This window comes from Shewanella litoralis (assembly GCF_009828585.1).
Taxonomy (GTDB): domain Bacteria; phylum Pseudomonadota; class Gammaproteobacteria; order Enterobacterales; family Shewanellaceae; genus Shewanella; species Shewanella litoralis.
Window position 1 is genome coordinate 335,513 of record NZ_WSRZ01000001.1, and the last position, 17,232, is coordinate 352,744.

The 17,232-nt window shown below is 43.9% G+C and carries 15 protein-coding genes, 1 pseudogene and 1 riboswitch; of the genes and pseudogenes, 3 read left to right on the forward strand and 13 right to left on the reverse strand.

Features of this window, described 5'->3' with window-relative positions:
• Nucleotides 1–326 precede the first annotated feature (326 nt).
• Nucleotides 327–1,100, reverse strand: a complete 774-nt coding sequence (locus tag GQA99_RS01585; RefSeq protein ID WP_160052091.1) for a nuclease-related domain-containing protein — start codon at nucleotides 1,098–1,100, stop codon at nucleotides 327–329.
• Between the two features lie 47 nt (nucleotides 1,101–1,147).
• Nucleotides 1,148–1,924 carry a class I SAM-dependent methyltransferase gene (locus GQA99_RS01590; RefSeq protein ID WP_160052092.1) on the reverse strand — a complete coding sequence of 259 codons (777 nt, stop codon included), beginning with the start codon at nucleotides 1,922–1,924 and terminating at the stop codon, nucleotides 1,148–1,150.
• A 129-nt stretch (nucleotides 1,925–2,053) separates the two neighbouring features.
• Between GQA99_RS01590 and GQA99_RS01595 the strand changes: the two genes are divergently transcribed.
• Nucleotides 2,054–2,899 carry a 23S rRNA (adenine(2030)-N(6))-methyltransferase RlmJ gene (locus GQA99_RS01595; RefSeq protein WP_160052093.1) on the forward strand — a complete coding sequence of 282 codons (846 nt, stop codon included), beginning with the start codon at nucleotides 2,054–2,056 and terminating at the stop codon, nucleotides 2,897–2,899.
• A gap of 58 nt (nucleotides 2,900–2,957) precedes the next feature.
• Here the strand turns inward: GQA99_RS01595 and GQA99_RS01600 are convergent, their stop codons facing one another.
• The 6 genes and pseudogenes from GQA99_RS01600 to GQA99_RS01625 all read right to left on the reverse strand — a co-directional run bounded on the left by GQA99_RS01600 (nucleotide 2,958) and on the right by GQA99_RS01625 (nucleotide 12,128).
• Nucleotides 2,958–4,316, reverse strand: coding sequence for a M28 family peptidase (locus GQA99_RS01600; RefSeq protein ID WP_160052201.1), 1,359 nt, complete (start codon nucleotides 4,314–4,316; stop codon nucleotides 2,958–2,960).
• A gap of 90 nt (nucleotides 4,317–4,406) precedes the next feature.
• A pseudogene (locus GQA99_RS20755) lies at nucleotides 4,407–5,039 on the reverse strand (lytic transglycosylase domain-containing protein); the annotation flags it as partial.
• A 340-nt stretch (nucleotides 5,040–5,379) separates the two neighbouring features.
• Complete coding sequence (locus tag GQA99_RS01610) at nucleotides 5,380–5,919, reverse strand: hypothetical protein (protein ID WP_160052095.1); 540 nt, start codon at nucleotides 5,917–5,919, stop codon at nucleotides 5,380–5,382.
• A 438-nt stretch (nucleotides 5,920–6,357) separates the two neighbouring features.
• Complete coding sequence (locus GQA99_RS01615; protein ID WP_160052096.1) at nucleotides 6,358–9,513, reverse strand: efflux RND transporter permease subunit; 3,156 nt, start codon at nucleotides 9,511–9,513, stop codon at nucleotides 6,358–6,360.
• A gap of 9 nt (nucleotides 9,514–9,522) precedes the next feature.
• The gene (locus GQA99_RS01620) at nucleotides 9,523–10,671 is read right to left on the reverse strand and encodes an efflux RND transporter periplasmic adaptor subunit (protein ID WP_160052097.1); all 1,149 of its coding nucleotides are present in this window, start codon (nucleotides 10,669–10,671) and stop codon (nucleotides 9,523–9,525) included.
• 320 nt (nucleotides 10,672–10,991) lie between these two features.
• Nucleotides 10,992–12,128, reverse strand: a complete 1,137-nt coding sequence (locus tag GQA99_RS01625) for an MBL fold metallo-hydrolase (protein ID WP_160052098.1) — start codon at nucleotides 12,126–12,128, stop codon at nucleotides 10,992–10,994.
• A gap of 106 nt (nucleotides 12,129–12,234) precedes the next feature.
• On the opposite strand from GQA99_RS01625, the gene GQA99_RS01630 reads away from it, so the two are divergent.
• The gene (locus GQA99_RS01630) at nucleotides 12,235–12,843 is read left to right on the forward strand and encodes a TetR/AcrR family transcriptional regulator (protein ID WP_160052099.1); all 609 of its coding nucleotides are present in this window, start codon (nucleotides 12,235–12,237) and stop codon (nucleotides 12,841–12,843) included.
• Nucleotides 12,844–12,861: 18 nt separating this feature from the next.
• On the opposite strand, the gene GQA99_RS01635 is transcribed toward GQA99_RS01630, so the two are convergent.
• Together GQA99_RS01635 and GQA99_RS01640 are read right to left on the reverse strand one after the other, a co-directional pair.
• Nucleotides 12,862–13,548, reverse strand: coding sequence for a DNA-3-methyladenine glycosylase I (locus GQA99_RS01635; RefSeq protein WP_160052100.1), 687 nt, complete (start codon nucleotides 13,546–13,548; stop codon nucleotides 12,862–12,864).
• 89 nt (nucleotides 13,549–13,637) lie between these two features.
• Nucleotides 13,638–14,168, reverse strand: coding sequence for a thioesterase family protein (locus tag GQA99_RS01640; RefSeq protein WP_160052101.1), 531 nt, complete (start codon nucleotides 14,166–14,168; stop codon nucleotides 13,638–13,640).
• 280 nt (nucleotides 14,169–14,448) lie between these two features.
• Nucleotides 14,449–14,617: riboswitch (FMN riboswitch) on the forward strand.
• Nucleotides 14,618–14,712: 95 nt separating this feature from the next.
• On the opposite strand from GQA99_RS01640, the gene ribB reads away from it, so the two are divergent.
• Nucleotides 14,713–15,369 (forward strand): 3,4-dihydroxy-2-butanone-4-phosphate synthase, encoded by a 657-nt coding sequence (ribB, locus tag GQA99_RS01645; RefSeq protein ID WP_160052102.1) that lies wholly within the window; start codon nucleotides 14,713–14,715, stop codon nucleotides 15,367–15,369.
• A gap of 68 nt (nucleotides 15,370–15,437) precedes the next feature.
• Here ribB and GQA99_RS01650 read toward each other — a convergent pair whose 3' ends face one another.
• From GQA99_RS01650 to GQA99_RS01660, 3 genes are read right to left on the reverse strand one after another with little or no spacing between them, the layout of a single operon-like run.
• Nucleotides 15,438–16,301, reverse strand: a complete 864-nt coding sequence (locus tag GQA99_RS01650) for an alpha/beta hydrolase (protein ID WP_160052103.1) — start codon at nucleotides 16,299–16,301, stop codon at nucleotides 15,438–15,440.
• 14 nt (nucleotides 16,302–16,315) lie between these two features.
• Entirely contained in the window at nucleotides 16,316–16,525 is a 210-nt protein-coding gene (locus tag GQA99_RS01655) for a helix-turn-helix domain-containing protein (RefSeq protein WP_160052104.1), read from the reverse strand.
• Nucleotides 16,525–17,100 (reverse strand): DUF2975 domain-containing protein, encoded by a 576-nt coding sequence (locus tag GQA99_RS01660; RefSeq protein WP_160052105.1) that lies wholly within the window; start codon nucleotides 17,098–17,100, stop codon nucleotides 16,525–16,527. The genes GQA99_RS01655 and GQA99_RS01660 overlap by 1 nt, the downstream gene beginning before the upstream one ends.
• Nucleotides 17,101–17,232: the final 132 nt, after the last annotated feature.

The following is a 17,232-nucleotide window of genomic DNA, read 5'->3' on the forward strand; positions in this document are numbered from 1 at the left end:
TTAACTCCACTCACAAATAAAAGCGAGCTTGTGCGTTCAAAGCGAGCTCAATATTCAACAAAAATAAAAAACTTTAATTTCAATACATTACAACATTCACGATTTATTAATCGTACAACTTTAGTTTACTTATTAGCCGATTCAACTTAAAAATATGTCAAAAAACATTACAGCTGATTTGATACACTGTACACACTTCATAAAGGTGGGAAACATGGCTGACGCCGGATATTTATCCGACATTTGCTAATCCAGTTACAGATGGGGTGTAAAGCTGGGCGAAGCGCCACAACATCAGTGGCCGCAGGCCATAAGCAAAACAACAGTTAATTAAATTTTTCCACCGCTCTGCATTTAGGAAAACTTGAACAGCCCCAAAATGTAGACCCTGCATTTTGGCCTTTTTTAGCTTCACGTAACACCATATATGAGCCACACTTTGTGCAAAGCTTTTGGTCAGTTTTTTGCTTAATGATTTCTTTAACATGCACTTTATGAGCCTGGTTTGTTGCAAACCCTCGCGCTAAACAACCAGATTCAATATTGTTGATTATGTCTAAAACTTGCTGCGGATCCAGTAACTCAACAGAATGTGAACGAATGTATGACAAGCAACCACTTGCATGAGTGACATTGTCCGGCATATCCGTTTTAAACTCACTCTTACCGATAAATACCACCACAGAAAAGAGTGCATCAATATTGATATTGAGCAGCGCTTCTAGTGTTTTAAGATGTTTATAATTTTGATGAATTGGATTTTGAAATTTAGATGAGTAGTGATAAATTTTCTGCGTCCACTGCTTTTCGTTGGCTGAGCCGAAAATCCATCCTTTCATGTTTTTTGTTTCTACAATAAACACTCCAAATTGAGACACGACAATATGATCAATTTGAGTGGTGCCATTGTCGGTTGGCAGAGTAATATTTTTAAGCCTGTGATACTCGTTCTTCGGTAATCTCTTGAGTAACATATTGACCTGAAACTCACCCCAAAGACCTTTAAACCAAGGTGTTGTGGTGATATAGGTCAATAAAATAACAGGGAATATATACCAAACCTGTAGAGCAGCATTAATTAAGATTTCAATTAAACCCACAGCAATATCCTTATCTTTGATGCTTAATCACTGCTATTTCAACACCACTATTTCATCGCGGCTTTCACATACACATCAAAGCGATTCTTTTTCGTTGCGATAACCATGCTGGGTTTTACCCCGTCGAGATCTTCAGCATAATCGGGGCGTTTTACCACGACGCGTTTGGTGGCCAGTGCCATTGCGGGGGCTAATAAGCCATCGGCGTCTAGGTCGGCACCGACTAAGGTTTGAAATACGCGCATTTCTTTTTTAACTAAAGCTGACTTTTCACGATGTGGGTACATGGGGTCGAGGTAAACCACATCGATTTCAGTGGCCGATGATTGAGCGGCGTTAGCTAATGCTGTCAAACTTGAACCGTGAAATAAGCTCATCAAATCCTGCATCCACTGGCCGATTTCAGCGTCTTCATAAGCGCGGCGTAGGCCGTCTTCTAATAATGCAGCAACCACAGGGTGGCGCTCCACCATAATAACTTTGCAACCTAGGCTTGCCAATACAAACGCATCGCGGCCTAGGCCTGCTGTGCCATCGACAACCGTTGGCGTTACGCCTTGCTTTAACCCGACCGCTTTGGCGATAGACTGGCCGCGCCCGCCACCAAATTTGCGTCGATGTGCCACAGCGCCTGATACAAAATCAACGTTAATGCCATCTAATTTGGGTTCATCTCGTTTATACAAACTCAAACAGTTTTGCTCAAAGCGCAATTCAAATGCGGCGTCTTTGTCCCACACTAATTGCCAGCGGCTGGCGATATCAACCAATGTTGGGTACTGCTGATTAAAGAAAATAGGTGTCTGTAACAAGATAAATACCATGCCAATGTAAGAAACAATGCCATTATGCCAAAAGCCATCAGCAGTGAATACCTATACCTCACGCCTGAGAAAACTTATAATGATGGTATTACACAGTTTTTACTGTTCATTTAGTTAATGGAAATACCCATGCTTAGTTATCGCCACGGTTACCATGCTGGCAATTATGCCGATGTGCTTAAACATTCAATGCTTATACAAGCATTAAAAGCCATGCAGAAAAAAGCAAAGCCATATGTGTATATCGACACTCATGCAGGCGCTGGGGCGTATTCATTAACCGATGAGTACTCACAAAAAACCGGTGAGTATTTAGATGGCGTGGCCAAACTGTGGGACCACGAAAACCTGCCACAAGCCCTGGCTGATTACGTTGACGCTGTGCGCCATTTTAATGCCGAATATGATGGTGAGTTAGCGGTATATCCTGGCTCACCGGCGTTTGTTGATGTAGAGCTGCGTCCACAAGATCGCATGGTATTACACGAGCTACATTCAACCGACCATGAGTTACTTGAAAGTTACTTTATTCAAGACAAACAAGTGAAAGTGATTAACGACGATGGTTTAGCTGGATTAATTGCTGCCGTACCGCCATTGGAGCGCCGCGGGGTGATTTTGATTGATCCAAGTTATGAAATTAAAACCGATTATATTGATGTGGCAGAAACCCTGATTAAAGCCCATAAACGCTTTGCTACGGGTATTTTTATATTGTGGTATCCGGTGGTAAAACGTGAGCAAACAGAAGCCATGCTGACACTGCTTAAAAATAGCGGCATAAAAAAACAGCTGCGTATTGAGCAAGCCATTAATGCCGATAGCGATGAGTTTGGCATGACAGCCGCCGGTTTGTGGGTGATTAATCCGCCGTGGCAAATGGATGTTATGGCCAAAGAAACATTAGATTACTTAGCGCCTTTATTAGGCCATGCCGACGGTTACACAACAGTAAAATGGGAAGTCGGCGAGTAGCCTCAATTAGATAATAAAAAGCCCGGTGCATGTTGATGCTCCGGGCTTTTTTATAGCATTATTTAAAAAATGCGCCTGTAGCCCCAGGGAATACCACTGGGCTGACATTGCCATTGGCAGCAACACTTGCCACGCCAAATAAATAATTATCAATCACTAGATTATCCAGAGTAAAGGTATTCACCTTGCCCACATAGCGGCTGTGGGTCCACTCTGGTGCGGTGGTTGAGCGCCAATACACCCGATAACCCACCACAGTTTCATCACCGCTTTTTTGCCAACTTAACGTAGTACTGGGTGACACCTGGCCTTCAATACTCACCTTAGATGGCGGTGCAGGTGCCCATGCCTGGGCGGCTAAGCTAATTGCGTTTAATGCAGTAAGTTTGGCGTTAAACTCAAAATCGACGCCTTCAATGACATCGCCGTAAGCAATGCCGTTTTCAACCCGAATATCCTGATGCTGGCGGTCGTAATGCTCATTGGTTTCCATAATGCGCACCGCAGGTAAACCAGCCTGATTAAACGGTAAGTGGTGTCCACCACGGCCAAATCGGTCGAGACGATACACTAACATGACGTCGAGGTTTGTCATGTACTGGTCGGCCAATGATTTGATTTTACGGGCTAAATTACGTGAGGCAGAATCGTTTTCGCCGCCACTAAAATATCGCGCTTTGGCTTCTTCGGCGGTTTCGGCAAAGCGTACGCCTTCAGAAAAAACTCGCACACTACTGTTATTTATTACGCCATTAATTCCTGCAATGTTACCTATCATGTCGTTATTAAGCACAGCTTGTACTTGCCAACCTTGTGCTTTGGCATAGTCGGCTAAAATATTGCCGCCGTACAGGCCTTGCTCTTCACCCGACAGGGCTGCGTACACTATGGTGCCGTTAAACTGATATTTAGATAACACCCGCGCGGCTTCAATTGCACCGGCTACACCGGAGGCATTATCGTTGGCACCTGGCGAAATCGAGGTAGCATCAAGCACGTCAGTGACCCGCGAATCAATATCACCGCTCATCATCACCACACGTTTAGGGTCTGTGTTACCGCGCTGAATGGCAATAACGTTAACCACCTCGGTAGGCTTAGCAATGCGCTTACCTTCTACAGTATTGGCTACTGTTACCACTTCGAGGCAACCACCACACTCTTTTGAAATACGCTTAAATTCGGCTTCAATCCAGCGTCTTGCAGCGCCAATGCCTTGGGTGTCTGATTGCGTGTCCGACATGGTATGGCGAGTACCAAAATCAACTAGAGTGCGAATATCTTGTTCGATACGCTGCGCTTGTGGCGCATTAGCAATGTCGTATAAGCGCATGTCTTCTTGCGACGGCGCCATTAAAGATGGCTCAGCGGCTATTGCCGGAACGGCCACAGCGCCAAAGATTAATAAACCCGCCATGCCCGCTAAACAATAGCCACTATTTCGGCTAAGTTTGACGCGCTTTGGCTGTGCTTTATGAATAAAATGCTTCATGAATAAAGACCTTAATTAACTGGCTAATGCTTTTTGATAGCGTTTGAATAATATTTTTACGCGCTTCACATAGGCCTGAGTTTCAGGGTATGGCGGAATGCCACTGTATTGAGTAACGGTACTTGGGCCGGCATTGTACGCGGCGCACGCTAAGTCTAGATCACCATTAAATTGGGCTAACAATTGCGCTAAATAGCGGCTACCACCACGAATATTTTGTTGGGCATTTAACGGGTTATCAACGCCCATATCACTGGCAGTACCGGGCATTAATTGCATTAACCCTTTGGCGCCCGCTTTTGAAACCGCACCGGGCTTAAACGCCGATTCGGCATGGATCACCGCTCTGATTAATGCTGGATCTAACTGATATTTGTGTGCGGCTAATGCCACATCGGTGGCAAAATGCGAGGTAAATAACGGGATTTTGTACCAGTCGATAGTGGAGTCTGGGCGACAGGCAAAGCATTCATACAGCAACACTTGATAATCGGCATCTAACGGCTGCTGATCACTAAACACCATAATCCCGTTGGCTTGTTTGTATTGGTACACTTTACGTTTTTCGACGCCTAAATCACTGACAATACCGTTTTCAGAATACTGGGCTTTCACTTTAGGCTTACGTGTTACAGAAGACGATTGGCTCAGCTGATAATCGTTGGTTAACGTTCGTGGTTGTGGTTTATCGCCAACATAACCGCCATTAAGCGATAATTGATCGTTAATGGATTTAGGGGGGCTTTGGTTCAGTACGTTAAATGCTTCAAGGGTGGGTTTATGACTATTACCCTGTTCGTTGTGCTGTGTCGGCTTTAACTGCAGCTGCTTTTTTTCGGTGGGCTCCTCAGCACGATATTTCGCTGTTATTTGTGGTTTTGTGGTTTCTTCGACCTGGGGATAAACCACTTGTTTAGCGTGCACTTGCGTTGCACAAAAGAGCAATACGATAACTAATAGCGTCAACTCATTACGCCACAACATCGAATTATTCCTGCACTTGATCAAATATCGGCATTGGCGCGATACGGGCAAATTTGGCAACGGCAGAACCAGGAAAAATCTTAACGCCACTGTTAAGTTCATCTACCGCTTTACGGTAAAAGTCTTCCGCGTGAACAAAGTCGAGCTCGAGTTGTAAATACTCGGCCAGTTGCTCGGTACACAGTTTGTCTTTATTTACCGTAGACAATAGCGACTCTAAACCTTGATCGATTTGTTGCCATGCTGCAATCGATACCGACAATGAACCACCAGCCACATTTGATTCTTCAATCGGTTGTTGCCAATCATGTTCGGGTTGTAGCTGTTTTAGCTGCTCCAACTGTGCTTGTTGGTCATCGGTTAACGGACGTGGGTAGGAGGGTTTTTCCTGGCACAGCTCGGTAAAGAGCGCCAGTCTTCTATCTATTTTTGCGTCAATCACTTTGAGCGCTTCAATGGCTGAAGTGCGTTTTTTAAGTAAACTAGCATACCAAAGATAGGCCAGAATCGCGGCTAAAGTGAGGCTAATAAATAGCGCCTGCATGGTGACTTCCTTTATTATTGTTATTCACTATCATAATCATTATTTAATCAAAAGTTCATCTTTATCGGCAATATCTTCGCTAAAAAATAACCACAAAAGTGTTTATCTGTACAAATAGATGTTAAAAAACTGTTTTGATTAAGATCTTAATCATAACACAAATATTGATTTTAATCTGGATGATATTTGCACAGTTAAAATTTTAATCATCATTTTTATCAATAACCTAAAGCATAATTTATCAGGGTGTTTTTTAAACACTTTTTAAGTTTACTCTATTTAAATAAGCCCATTAGCGACTTTTAAGTATCATTTAATCACTGTTAATCTTCTTTTTACTCGCTATGCGCTTTTTAGCTAAATCCAAATATAAATACATATTGCTACAGGCACAAAAAAGCCCAGTTTATCTGGGCTTTTTCACAATGAGGTTAACGATTAAATCGATTTTCTATCGTTATCGACTTTTTCGTCGTCTTCTTCGCTTGGTTTTTCACGCTTACTAAAGATGCGCTCAACCACCACAAAGAATAACGGTACAAAGAAAATACCCAGGAATGTCGATGACATCATCCCGCCCAGTACAGCCGTACCAATGGCGTTTTGACTGCCTGAACCTACACCCGAGCTAATGGCTAATGGCACTACACCTAAACCAAAGGCCAATGATGTCATTAAAATTGGACGTAAGCGCACTCTTACAGCGTGCAGCGTAGCCTCAATTAAACCTGAGCCTTTTTCGTAGTATTCTTTGGCAAACTCCACAATCAAAATGGCGTTTTTGGTTGCCAAGCCAACCGTGGTTAACAAGCCTACCTGGAAGAATACGTCGTTAGGTAAGCCGCGACCATTCATGGCCAGTAATGCACCAATAATACCCAGTGGTACTACAAGAATTACCGACAGTGGCACCGACCAGCTCTCGTACAATGCAGCAAGTACCAGGAATACAATCAAAATAGACAGTGCATACAATGCTGGTGCCTGGTTGCCCGACAAACGTTCTTCGTACGACAAGCCGTTCCACTCTAAACCAAAGCCTGGAGGTAATTGTTTGGCCATTTCTTCTAGCGCATCCATTGCAGCCCCAGTACTGTAGCCTTGCACTGTCGCACCTTGAATATTGACCGCAGGCACACCGTTAAAACGCTGTAATTGCGGAGAACCTATTTCCCATTCGCCTGAAGAAAACGCGGAAAACGGCACCATCTCACCAAGACTATTACGCACATACCAGGTATCTAGGTCGCTTGGCTGCATACGGTATTTTGCATCACCCTGCACGTACACCTTTTTCACGCGACCGCGGTCAATAAAATCATTAACGTAAGAGCCGCCCAACGCGGTTGCCATCACGCTATTGACGCTACTAATATCAATGTCCAAAGCACGCAGTTTGCCGTGATCGATATTGATATGGTACATAGGCGCATCTTCTTGACCGTTTGGTCTTACCCCGACTAAATTAGGGTTTTGCGCAGCCATACCAAGCAATTGATTACGCGCCTCAATCAACTTATCGTGGCCCTGGCCATTCAAGTCTTTTAAGTACACATCAAAACCAGTCGCGTTACCGAGCTCAATCACCGATGGCGGTACAAAGGCGAACACTAACGCTTCTTTAATTTGCATAAAGCGCCCCATTGCACGGCCTGCTAATGATTGTACATCTTCACCAGGCGCTTCACGGGTTGACCAATCTTTTAAACTTATAAACGCAATACCCATATTTTGACCAGAACCAGCAAAACTAAACCCGGCTACGGTAAATACGGAATTAACAATATCTTTTTCTTCATTTAGATAGAAATCAGATACTTGATTCAATACTTTTACGGTACTTTCCTGGGTTGAGTTGGTTGGCAAAATCGCCTGGGTAAACAAGATACCTTGGTCTTCATCTGGCAAGAATGCCGTAGGCATACGCAAGAAAATCCAACCCACCGCGATAACCAAACCAATGTAAATCAGCATCACTCTGAATGAGCGCTTTAAAATACTGCCAACGCTAGACTCGTAACGCGAGGTCATTGCATCAAACTTGCGATTAAACCAGCCAAAAAACCCTGTATCTGCATGGGTATGGCCTTTTTTAATTGGTTTTAACATGGTGGCACATAGTGCTGGTGTTAATACAATTGCCACAAACACAGATAACGCCATAGCCGACACAATCGTGATTGAGAACTGGCGGTAAATAACCCCGGTTGAGCCTGACATAAATGCCATAGGCACAAATACCGCAGATAGCGTTAAACCAATACCGACTAGAGCGCTGGTGATTTGGTCCATTGACTTACGGGTTGCTTCAAGTGGACTTAAGCCCTCTTCAGACATGACCCGCTCAACGTTTTCAACCACCACAATCGCATCGTCCACCAGCAAACCAATGGCCAGTACCATGGCAAACATGGTTAGGGTGTTAATGGTAAAGCCCGATGCCGACAATACTGCAAACGTACCGAGCAGTACCACGGGTACCGCAATCGTTGGGATAAGGGTAGCCCTGAAGTTTTGCAGGAACAAATACATAATCAAGAATACCAATACAACGGCTTCTATCAATGTGTGTACAACACCCTCAATGGATTGCTCAACAAACGGCGTGGTGTCATAGGGATAAACCACTTTTAGCCCCTGCGGGAAAAAGGCTTCCATTTCGCTAATTTTGGCTTTAATGCCCTCAGCAGTATTGAGCGCATTAGCCCCTGTTGCTAAACTAAATGCTAAACCAGAGGCAGGTTTACCGTTGTAGTATGAATCAACAGCGTAGCTTTCTGCGCCTAATTCAACTTTTGCGACATCTTCAAGGTACACATTGGCACCTGATGAGTCAGACTTAACAATAATACGTTTAAACTGTTCAGGCGTTTGTAATCGGCTTTGGGCCGTAATGGTCGCGTTAAGCTCTTGGCCAGCAACCGATGGTGCTCCACCTAATTGACCTGCTGATACTTGCGCATTTTGTTCGCTAATGGCCGCAGTTACATCAATGCTGGTTAAGTTGTACTGGGTCAATTTAAGCGGGTCGAGCCATATACGCATCGCGTACTGGGCTCCAAAAAGGGTAAGCTCACCCACACCCGCCACACGACTCATAGGATCTTGAATATTAGCAGCTACATAATCGGCAATATCACTTTTGCCCATAGAGCCATCTTCAGACACAAAGCCAAGCACCATCAAAAAGCCTGCCGTAGATTTATTAACGGTTACACCTTGTTGCTGCACTTCTGCAGGTAACAATGGGGTTGCGGCTTGTAATTTGTTTTGCACCTGTACTTGAGCGATATCAGGATCAGCTTCAGCGTTAAAGGTTAGCGTAATTGAAGCATTACCAAAGCCGTCACTGGTTGATGAGATATAACGCAAATGATCAAGTCCGGTCATGCGTTGCTCAATCACCTGAGTCACTGTGTCTTCCATGGTCTTGGCTGAAGCACCAGGATAAGACGCCGTGATCACCACTGTCGGTGGCGCAATACTGGGATACTGTGCAATGGGTAAGCCTTTAATGGCTAACACACCAGCAAGCATAATTAAAATTGCGATTACCCAGGCAAAAATAGGGCGATCAATAAAAAAGCGAGCCATAATTTATCCCTATTTTTGTGGTTGGTCAGCCGTTAATACTTGCGCAGAAACTGGTGCACCTGGACGGATTTTTTGCAGCCCTTCGACAATCAACTTATCGCCCACTGCTAAACCATCCACAATACGCCATTGGCTGCCGATCACTTCAGCGGTTTTGACTACGCGCATTTCAGCATTACTGTCTTTATCAACCAGCATTGCAACCGCCTGGCCTTTGCTGTTACGGGTAATCGCGCGCTGCGGCACTAATATTGCCTGTGGATCTTGGCCTGCATTTAACTGGGCGCGCACATACATACCCGGTAATAAAGTGCCATTAGGGTTAGGAAACTCTGCACGTAATGTCACCGAACCGGTCGATTCATCTACATTGACTTCGGCAAACTGCAATGTACCTTCGTGTTCATAGATGCTGCCATCTTCGAGCATTAAGGTTACTTTGGCGTTGTCACTTTTAAGCAACTGCCCAGAACGAAGATTGGCTTTTAAGCGCAAAAGCTGCGCACTTGATTGAACGATGTCGATATTAATTGGATCGAGTTGCTGAATGGTCGCAAGCGTTGCTGCCTGATTAGCGGTAACTAACGCACCGGCTGTCACCGATGACTTGCCAATTCGGCCAGAAATAGGCGCTTTAACCTCGGTGTATTCAAGATTAATATTGGCCGTATTAATGGCAGCTTTAGCCACTGTAACAGCCGCTTGCGCTTCTTTGTATGCCGCTTCAGTTTCATCAAAATCTTGCTTACTCACCGCATTAGTTGTAACCAGTTTTGCATAACGTGCTGCTTTAGCTTTAGCAGAACCTAAAGCCGCATTGGCTCTAGCTAAATCGGCTTCGGCACTCACTAATGCCGCTTTATAGGTTGCTGAGTCAATTTGATACAGCGATTGACCCTGGGCAACTTCGCTGCCTTCGGTAAACGCACGCTTAGTGACAATACCTGATACCTGCGGACGAACTTCTGCTTCTAAAAATGCACGACTACGGCCTGGTAATTCAACCGTAATGGCTTGCGATACTGCTTCAATAGTCATCACACCGACGGGAGAAGGAGGCTGTTGCTGTTGTGCCTGAGCGGCATCCTCAGCTTTACCACAAGCGGTAATCCATAATGCGGCAGATATAACCGCGGCGACTTTCAATGCTTTATGCATGTGTGCTCCTACTCCGATTCACGTTCAATATGGTTCCTCAGTCTTGAGGTTTTCCATCTGAAATAGCTAAAATTAAACTGGTAAATATTCTGTGTTCTTTATCGCATAGGGACAAAATTCAAACAACTCAACCTGATGCAATAAATTGTAAACAAATAATAAGCTTAGGTTATACATAGACAATTTGTTAATAACTTGTTGCTTTATATTGAGCAATCAAACAAATTGGCTCAATTTAACGATTAAGCGCACCTCATATCAGCATATTGGCCATATCAAGGTTTTGCCTTCGCGTTAGGCACTACCATCACCAACATAGGTTAATTCTGATCTGTGACAACCTCATTTAATTCATCCATGTTATTTGAATTAACTCGCTGCTCTGCCTTATCCGTCTCAGGATCTATCATAATGTCGCGCCACCATAGCTCGTTAGCTTGTGGATTTTCCAGCAGCACAGCCTGACCAAATTTAGGGGTTAACAAGGTGACATTATGTTGTTGTGCCAACAGAGTAATACGCTCGAAAGGTTCAAACCAATCATGCAGGGCCAGGTCAAAAGTGCCATTGTGTACTGGCATCATTGCCTTAGCGTTAACATCAATATGTGCCTGTAGACTTTGTTCTGGCAACATATGAATGTCGCTCCACAATTCATTATAGGCGCCCGTTTCAATCATGCTTAAATCAAATGGCCCGTATAACTCGCCAATCTGTTTAAAGCCATTAAAGTAGCCACTGTCGCCGCTATAAAACACCTTGTGATGTAAACCTTGAATAACCCAGCTGGCCCATAATGTTTGGTCGCGGTCTAACAAGCCACGGCCAGAAAAATGTTGCGCAGGCGTGGCCGTAATGTGTAAACCATTCAACTCAACTGATTGCCACCACTCAAACTCGGTGACTTGAATGGGATCGACGCCCCAATCGGTTAAGTAGTCACCCACTTTTAAAGGGGTAATAAAATGCTCTACTTTAGCTGCGAGCTGCTCAATGGCGGCTTTATCAAGGTGATCGTAATGATCATGGCTAATAATGACCGCTTTAATAGAGGGTAAATCTGCAATACTGATCGGTGATTGATGAAAACGCTTCGGCCCAGCCCACTGAACAGGCGATGCACGCTCACTAAATACCGGATCGATTAACACATACTCACCGTCAATACGCATTAACAAGGTGGAATGGCCTAAGCGATAAACGGCATCTTCTGTCGATTGTGCAAGCAGAGTTTGCGTTAATGTCTCTAACGGCACGGCATTTTTAGGTGCAGGCGCTTTGCGCTGAGTATTCCAGTAAGCTTTAGCGATAGGCCACAAACTGCTTAACCCCGCATGATAGGTTTTTTCACTATTCATGAAAGGTTTGCTTTTATTGGCCGCAGACCAGGTTTTAGTGAGCCACATAATTGCAACTAACACCACAAATCCAACGATAACACCGGTCACTATTTTCATTTCGACACCAATAAAGTACACTACACGGTGTAGTTTAATAATCTCTCATTGAAAAGTAAACTGCTCAGTGTAAAATATCTTCCATAAATTAAATACAGTGCTGACCATGACTCAAAAAAAACAAACTCGTAGCCAAATTAAACGTGCGGCCATTATTGAAGCTGCCAGAACAACTTTTAAAGCTTTAGGGGTTACGGCGACGAGTATGGACAAATTAGCCGAAGTGGCAGGAGTATCAAAACGCACGGTTTATAATCACTTTGCCACTAAAGAAGCGCTAGTGATGACCTTGATGACCGATTTATGGCAACAGGCATTATCGCAACCTTCTGAACCTTATGATCCAAACACACCGCTGGCACCGCAGTTACAACAGTTAATACGCTGTGATATAGATTATATTCAGTCAGAAGAGCACATTGAAGTGTCGCGGATGGTGATTGGACACTTGTTTTATACATCTGAAATGCAACAAGAAATCCAAAAAATCATTAAAGAAGAAACCGCAATTTTAAGATGGATTAAAGCGGCCGACAAAGATGGCCGAATCAAAGTAGATGATATTGAACAGGCACAAACCCATGTGCAAAGCTTAATTAAAGGCCAATGTTTTTGGCCATTAATTTTCCAAATTATCGAGCCATTAACTGACGAAGAAAAAGACCAGCACGCGGCAGAAGTCGTTAAAGTGTTTTTAAGCCGTTATCAGGTTTAGTCATTATACCCACAACGACTACACCCTATTGTCGCCCACGCCCAAAGAAATCACTCGGCTGATTTCAGCCAGGCTCTTGCCAGACTCTTGCTGCCAATGATTAAACGCTGCTTGCGTTTGGCGTAATGCCGTTTTCGAGGTAAAGCCGGCATCAACCACCTTATGAGCGGTTAAATACGCCTGCACATCCTGGCTAAGTAAAAAGGTGTCTTTACCAATCGCGCGCAAAAAGTATGGCCCTGTATTACCGCCCAAACGAGCACCGCGCTTTTTAAGCACTTGCCATAATCCGGTAATATCGTCGGTTGGCCAATTGGCAATAAATTCAGCAAAGCTGCCGTGTTCAGCATTGATCTGCTGGATCATGTAAGCATTATCAACAATGGCCTGGGTTTTCTTTTGATGGCGAATAAGCGCAGGATCGCTAGCACGTTGTTGAATTTGATCTGGCGATAACATCAATACTTTCATGGGTTCAAAGTCAAAAAACGCTTTTTCGTAAGCAGGCCATTTATTGTCGACCACGCGCCACACAAAACCACTTTGAAACACCCGCTTGCTGATGACAGACAACAATTGTGCATCAGAATATTCACTGATTTCTTCGGCGTTTAACGTGTCGGGTAATAACGAGTTCACGATTGCTGGCCCGCCTTTACGCTCGCAAGCACGCGCCCAAATATCACTGAATTTTTCTAATGCCACCGTGCCACTCCTTTCATCTTATCAACCTAAAAATGCTAATACGACAGAGTCAGATTGATTGATCTAAATATACTAAAAATCAATGATAGTTATGTATTACACTCTTTTTTGAGTTGTAAAAACTGTTTCCATTTTACCACTTCGGCCGGCAGTTCAGGCGTACCACCGGTATAACCCGCTGCCGTAATTAAGGTTTCGATAGGCACTTGCTTACCACGGCATACAAACACCCCGCGAACATGGGCAATACAATGTAAACCGCGCGCCGTCACCATACGATGCTCAATGTAGAAGTATTTTTCATCCCAACCGACAATTTTGGTTTCGATAGTAAACTTTTCAAATGGTTTAATATCACGGATATAAGTAAACTCAGCGGCATTGACGATAGGTAGCCATTTGTTCTTTAAAAACTGCTTCATTAAACCAATTTCAGCAATCAAATAAGTACGCGCTAAATCCATAAAAGCAGGATAACGCGAGTTGGTTAAATGCATATTGATGTCGCAATCTAACGGCAAAACACGATAGTTAATTTTACTGGTGCCTAAAAAATCAATACGTTTGCAATGGCCTATTCGCCATAAAAACAATAACGCAAAACGAAAATACAGATTCATTTACCACTACTCCTATTGTTAGCGCGACAGGCTAACAAAGGTCATACCAGCGAGCAAGGAGCTTTGCTGTCTTTGACTTATTTAACACTCAATCATCAACACAAACTCAACACCGTACCGTAATTTGTTACTCTTTTTGCGACTCATCCCCCTTTCCATCTCAGGCTTAACTGATTACCATAGCAACGCGGTGTTAACTTGTTGGTGTTGTTAAGACACTAGCAAGTTGAACAACAGCATTTATCGTTATCGACAAATGCGAAACGCAAACAACATTATTTATAATTCTCAGGGCGGGGCGCAATTCCCCACCGGCGGTAAACTTGAAAAAGTAAGCCCGCGAGCGCTCGATTCGTCGAGGTCAGCAGATCTGGTGACTTAGTATTACTTAAAGGTAATGTCTAACAGTCCAGAGCCGACGGTTATAGTCCGGATGAGAGAGAATGGAGAGACATCAATTAGCCCTCGGCTTTTTGGTGCAATTTGTTTTGGATTTATATCCCTCTTTACAAGCCCTGATTCTGGTCATTTTAGGAGTACAACCATGAATCAGCTTTCACTACTTGCCGAATTTGGCGAACCTATCACCCGTGTCGAAAATGCCCTTGCTGCGCTTAGAGAAGGCCGTGGCGTATTATTGCTCGATGATGAAGATCGCGAAAACGAAGGCGACATTATTTATTCAGTTGAGCATTTAACCACAGCCCAAATGGCATTAATGATCCGCGAATGCAGCGGTATTGTGTGTTTATGTTTAACCGACGATCACGCCAACAAACTTGAATTACCACCGATGGTTACCGACAACAATAGTGCTAACCAAACTGCATTTACGGTGTCGATTGAAGCTAAAGTGGGCGTGACTACAGGCGTTTCAGCACAAGACCGCGTTACCACCATTAAAACGGCCGCTAATCGTGATGCTAAAGCCTCAGACTTAGCGCGCCCAGGACACGTATTTCCGCTACGTGCTCGCGCTGGCGGGGTAATGTCTCGTCGTGGTCACACTGAAGGTACAGTTGATTTAATGCAAATGGCCGGCTTAATGCCTGCAGGGGTGTTATGTGAACTCACCAACGAAGACGGCAGCATGGCGAAAGCGCCAGAAATCGTCGCGTTTGGTTTAAAGCACAATATGCCTGTACTGACCATCGAAGACATGGTGATGTACCGCAACCAGTATGATTTGAAGTTAGCGTAAATAAAACCTAATTCATTTCAAACCTAGAGGCGCATTGCGCCTCTTTTTTATGCCGATTTACCACTCAGTCAAAGCTCGGTAATAAAGGCCTGATACTGCTGCATTGTGGTTGCCTCTTCTAGCATGCCTTGATGGCCGATATTAGGTACCATAATGAACTGCTTATTAGCAGACTTGCTTGCTGCAAACAGTTTTTCAGACAGTGCTGGCGGCACTTCTTCATCATCCTCTGCGGCAATCACCAATAATGGGCCTTGGTAATATTGCGCGACCACTTGCTTATTATCTGTTTTACGAAAATCTTCTGGCATTTCCAACGTCATAAACGGTGCCATATACCAGGGTGTTTTTTCATCGACCCAATCGTCGGCATTGGTGGCCGAACCGTGTAAAACCAATGCATCTATTTTATTATTTCTGGCTAAGTCTGCGGCAATAAAACTGCCTAACGAGTAGCCGTGCAATATGATTTTTTCGGGCTGATATTGTTGCTGTACATAGTCTAACTGTTGCTGGGCGTCCAAGATAATATTGTGAATCCGTGGTTTGCCTTCACTGGCGCCAATACCGCGGCGATCCATGATTAAAATATCAGTGTTAAGCGCTGATAATGCCGTTAAATCGGCCAAACAATGTGGCTGAATTTTCATGCCATTACCCGGATAAAATACCAGGGTTGTGTTGCTGTTTGGGTTATCAATAAAAAAGCCATTTAGCTTAACGTGATCACTTGCCTCTAGGCTCAATTGAGTGATTACATGATCCGGCATGGCTTGTTGTAATGCTTGAGTGAACTCAGTGCTAAAGGCCACGGGCTCTTTATCATTGGCAATAAAACTCTCTTCACTTAAGCGCACTGTGCAGCCAGAGACGATGAGCATCGTCGTGCTAATCATTGCCACCGTGATCATTTTTTTTACTGTATTTTGCATATCATTGTCCTTAATTATTGATCTTCCTTGTGGATTAAAATGTCACCTGGCGAGCACTGTAAATGCTGGCAAATGGCGTCGAGTGTTGAAAACCGAATCGCTTTAGCACGGCCGCTGCGTAATACCGACAAATTTTGCGGTGTAATACCGACCAATTCTGCTAGCTCAGTTGACTTCATCTTGCGCTTTGCCAGCATCACGTCTAACTCAATAATAATGGCCATTAAATGGTTAACTCCGCCTCTTGTTGCAGTTCAGTCGCGTGCTGCATCACCCAGGCCACACAGTAAAAAATCATTCCAAATAGCGCATACTTGAGCTCCTGACTTCCCAAGCTAAAATAAACCGGGACCGCACTGGATGTACCGCTAAAGTGCAGTGAAAAAGCGATGATCATCGGGTAGAAAAGACTGAGTAAAATCCACGCTAAAAAGACCAAAGCAATGTTGCTTAAACAGCGAAAATTACCTGGGGTGAACACCTGCCCCTGTTGATACAAAGTGAATAACTGATATAAAAAATAATAAATAAACAAATAAGGCAGAATTTCAACACTGCCCAAAATGAACCCTGGATGAAAGCCAGCATCATAAAGGCTTTGCACAATGGCTTGCCAGGGGCTACCAAAATCAACGGCAAGGTAACTGCTAAACCAGCCCCACCAGTCAATTGTGAGTACATATTCGCCCGCTTGAAACTCGCCGAACACCATGGTGCCGCAATAGCTACTGGCTTGTAATAAGGCTAAAAAAACGATGAGTAATTTAATCCATTTACTGAGTGAAACAATTCTATCCATGACATTTCTAAGGTTGGCTAATGTTAATTTAACGTTAACATAGTTATTTTTAGTCGACAACAAATTATCGATAAACGATAACTCTATTTTATTTATCAACCAAAATGACGCCAGTGAATCAAAGCGCAGGCA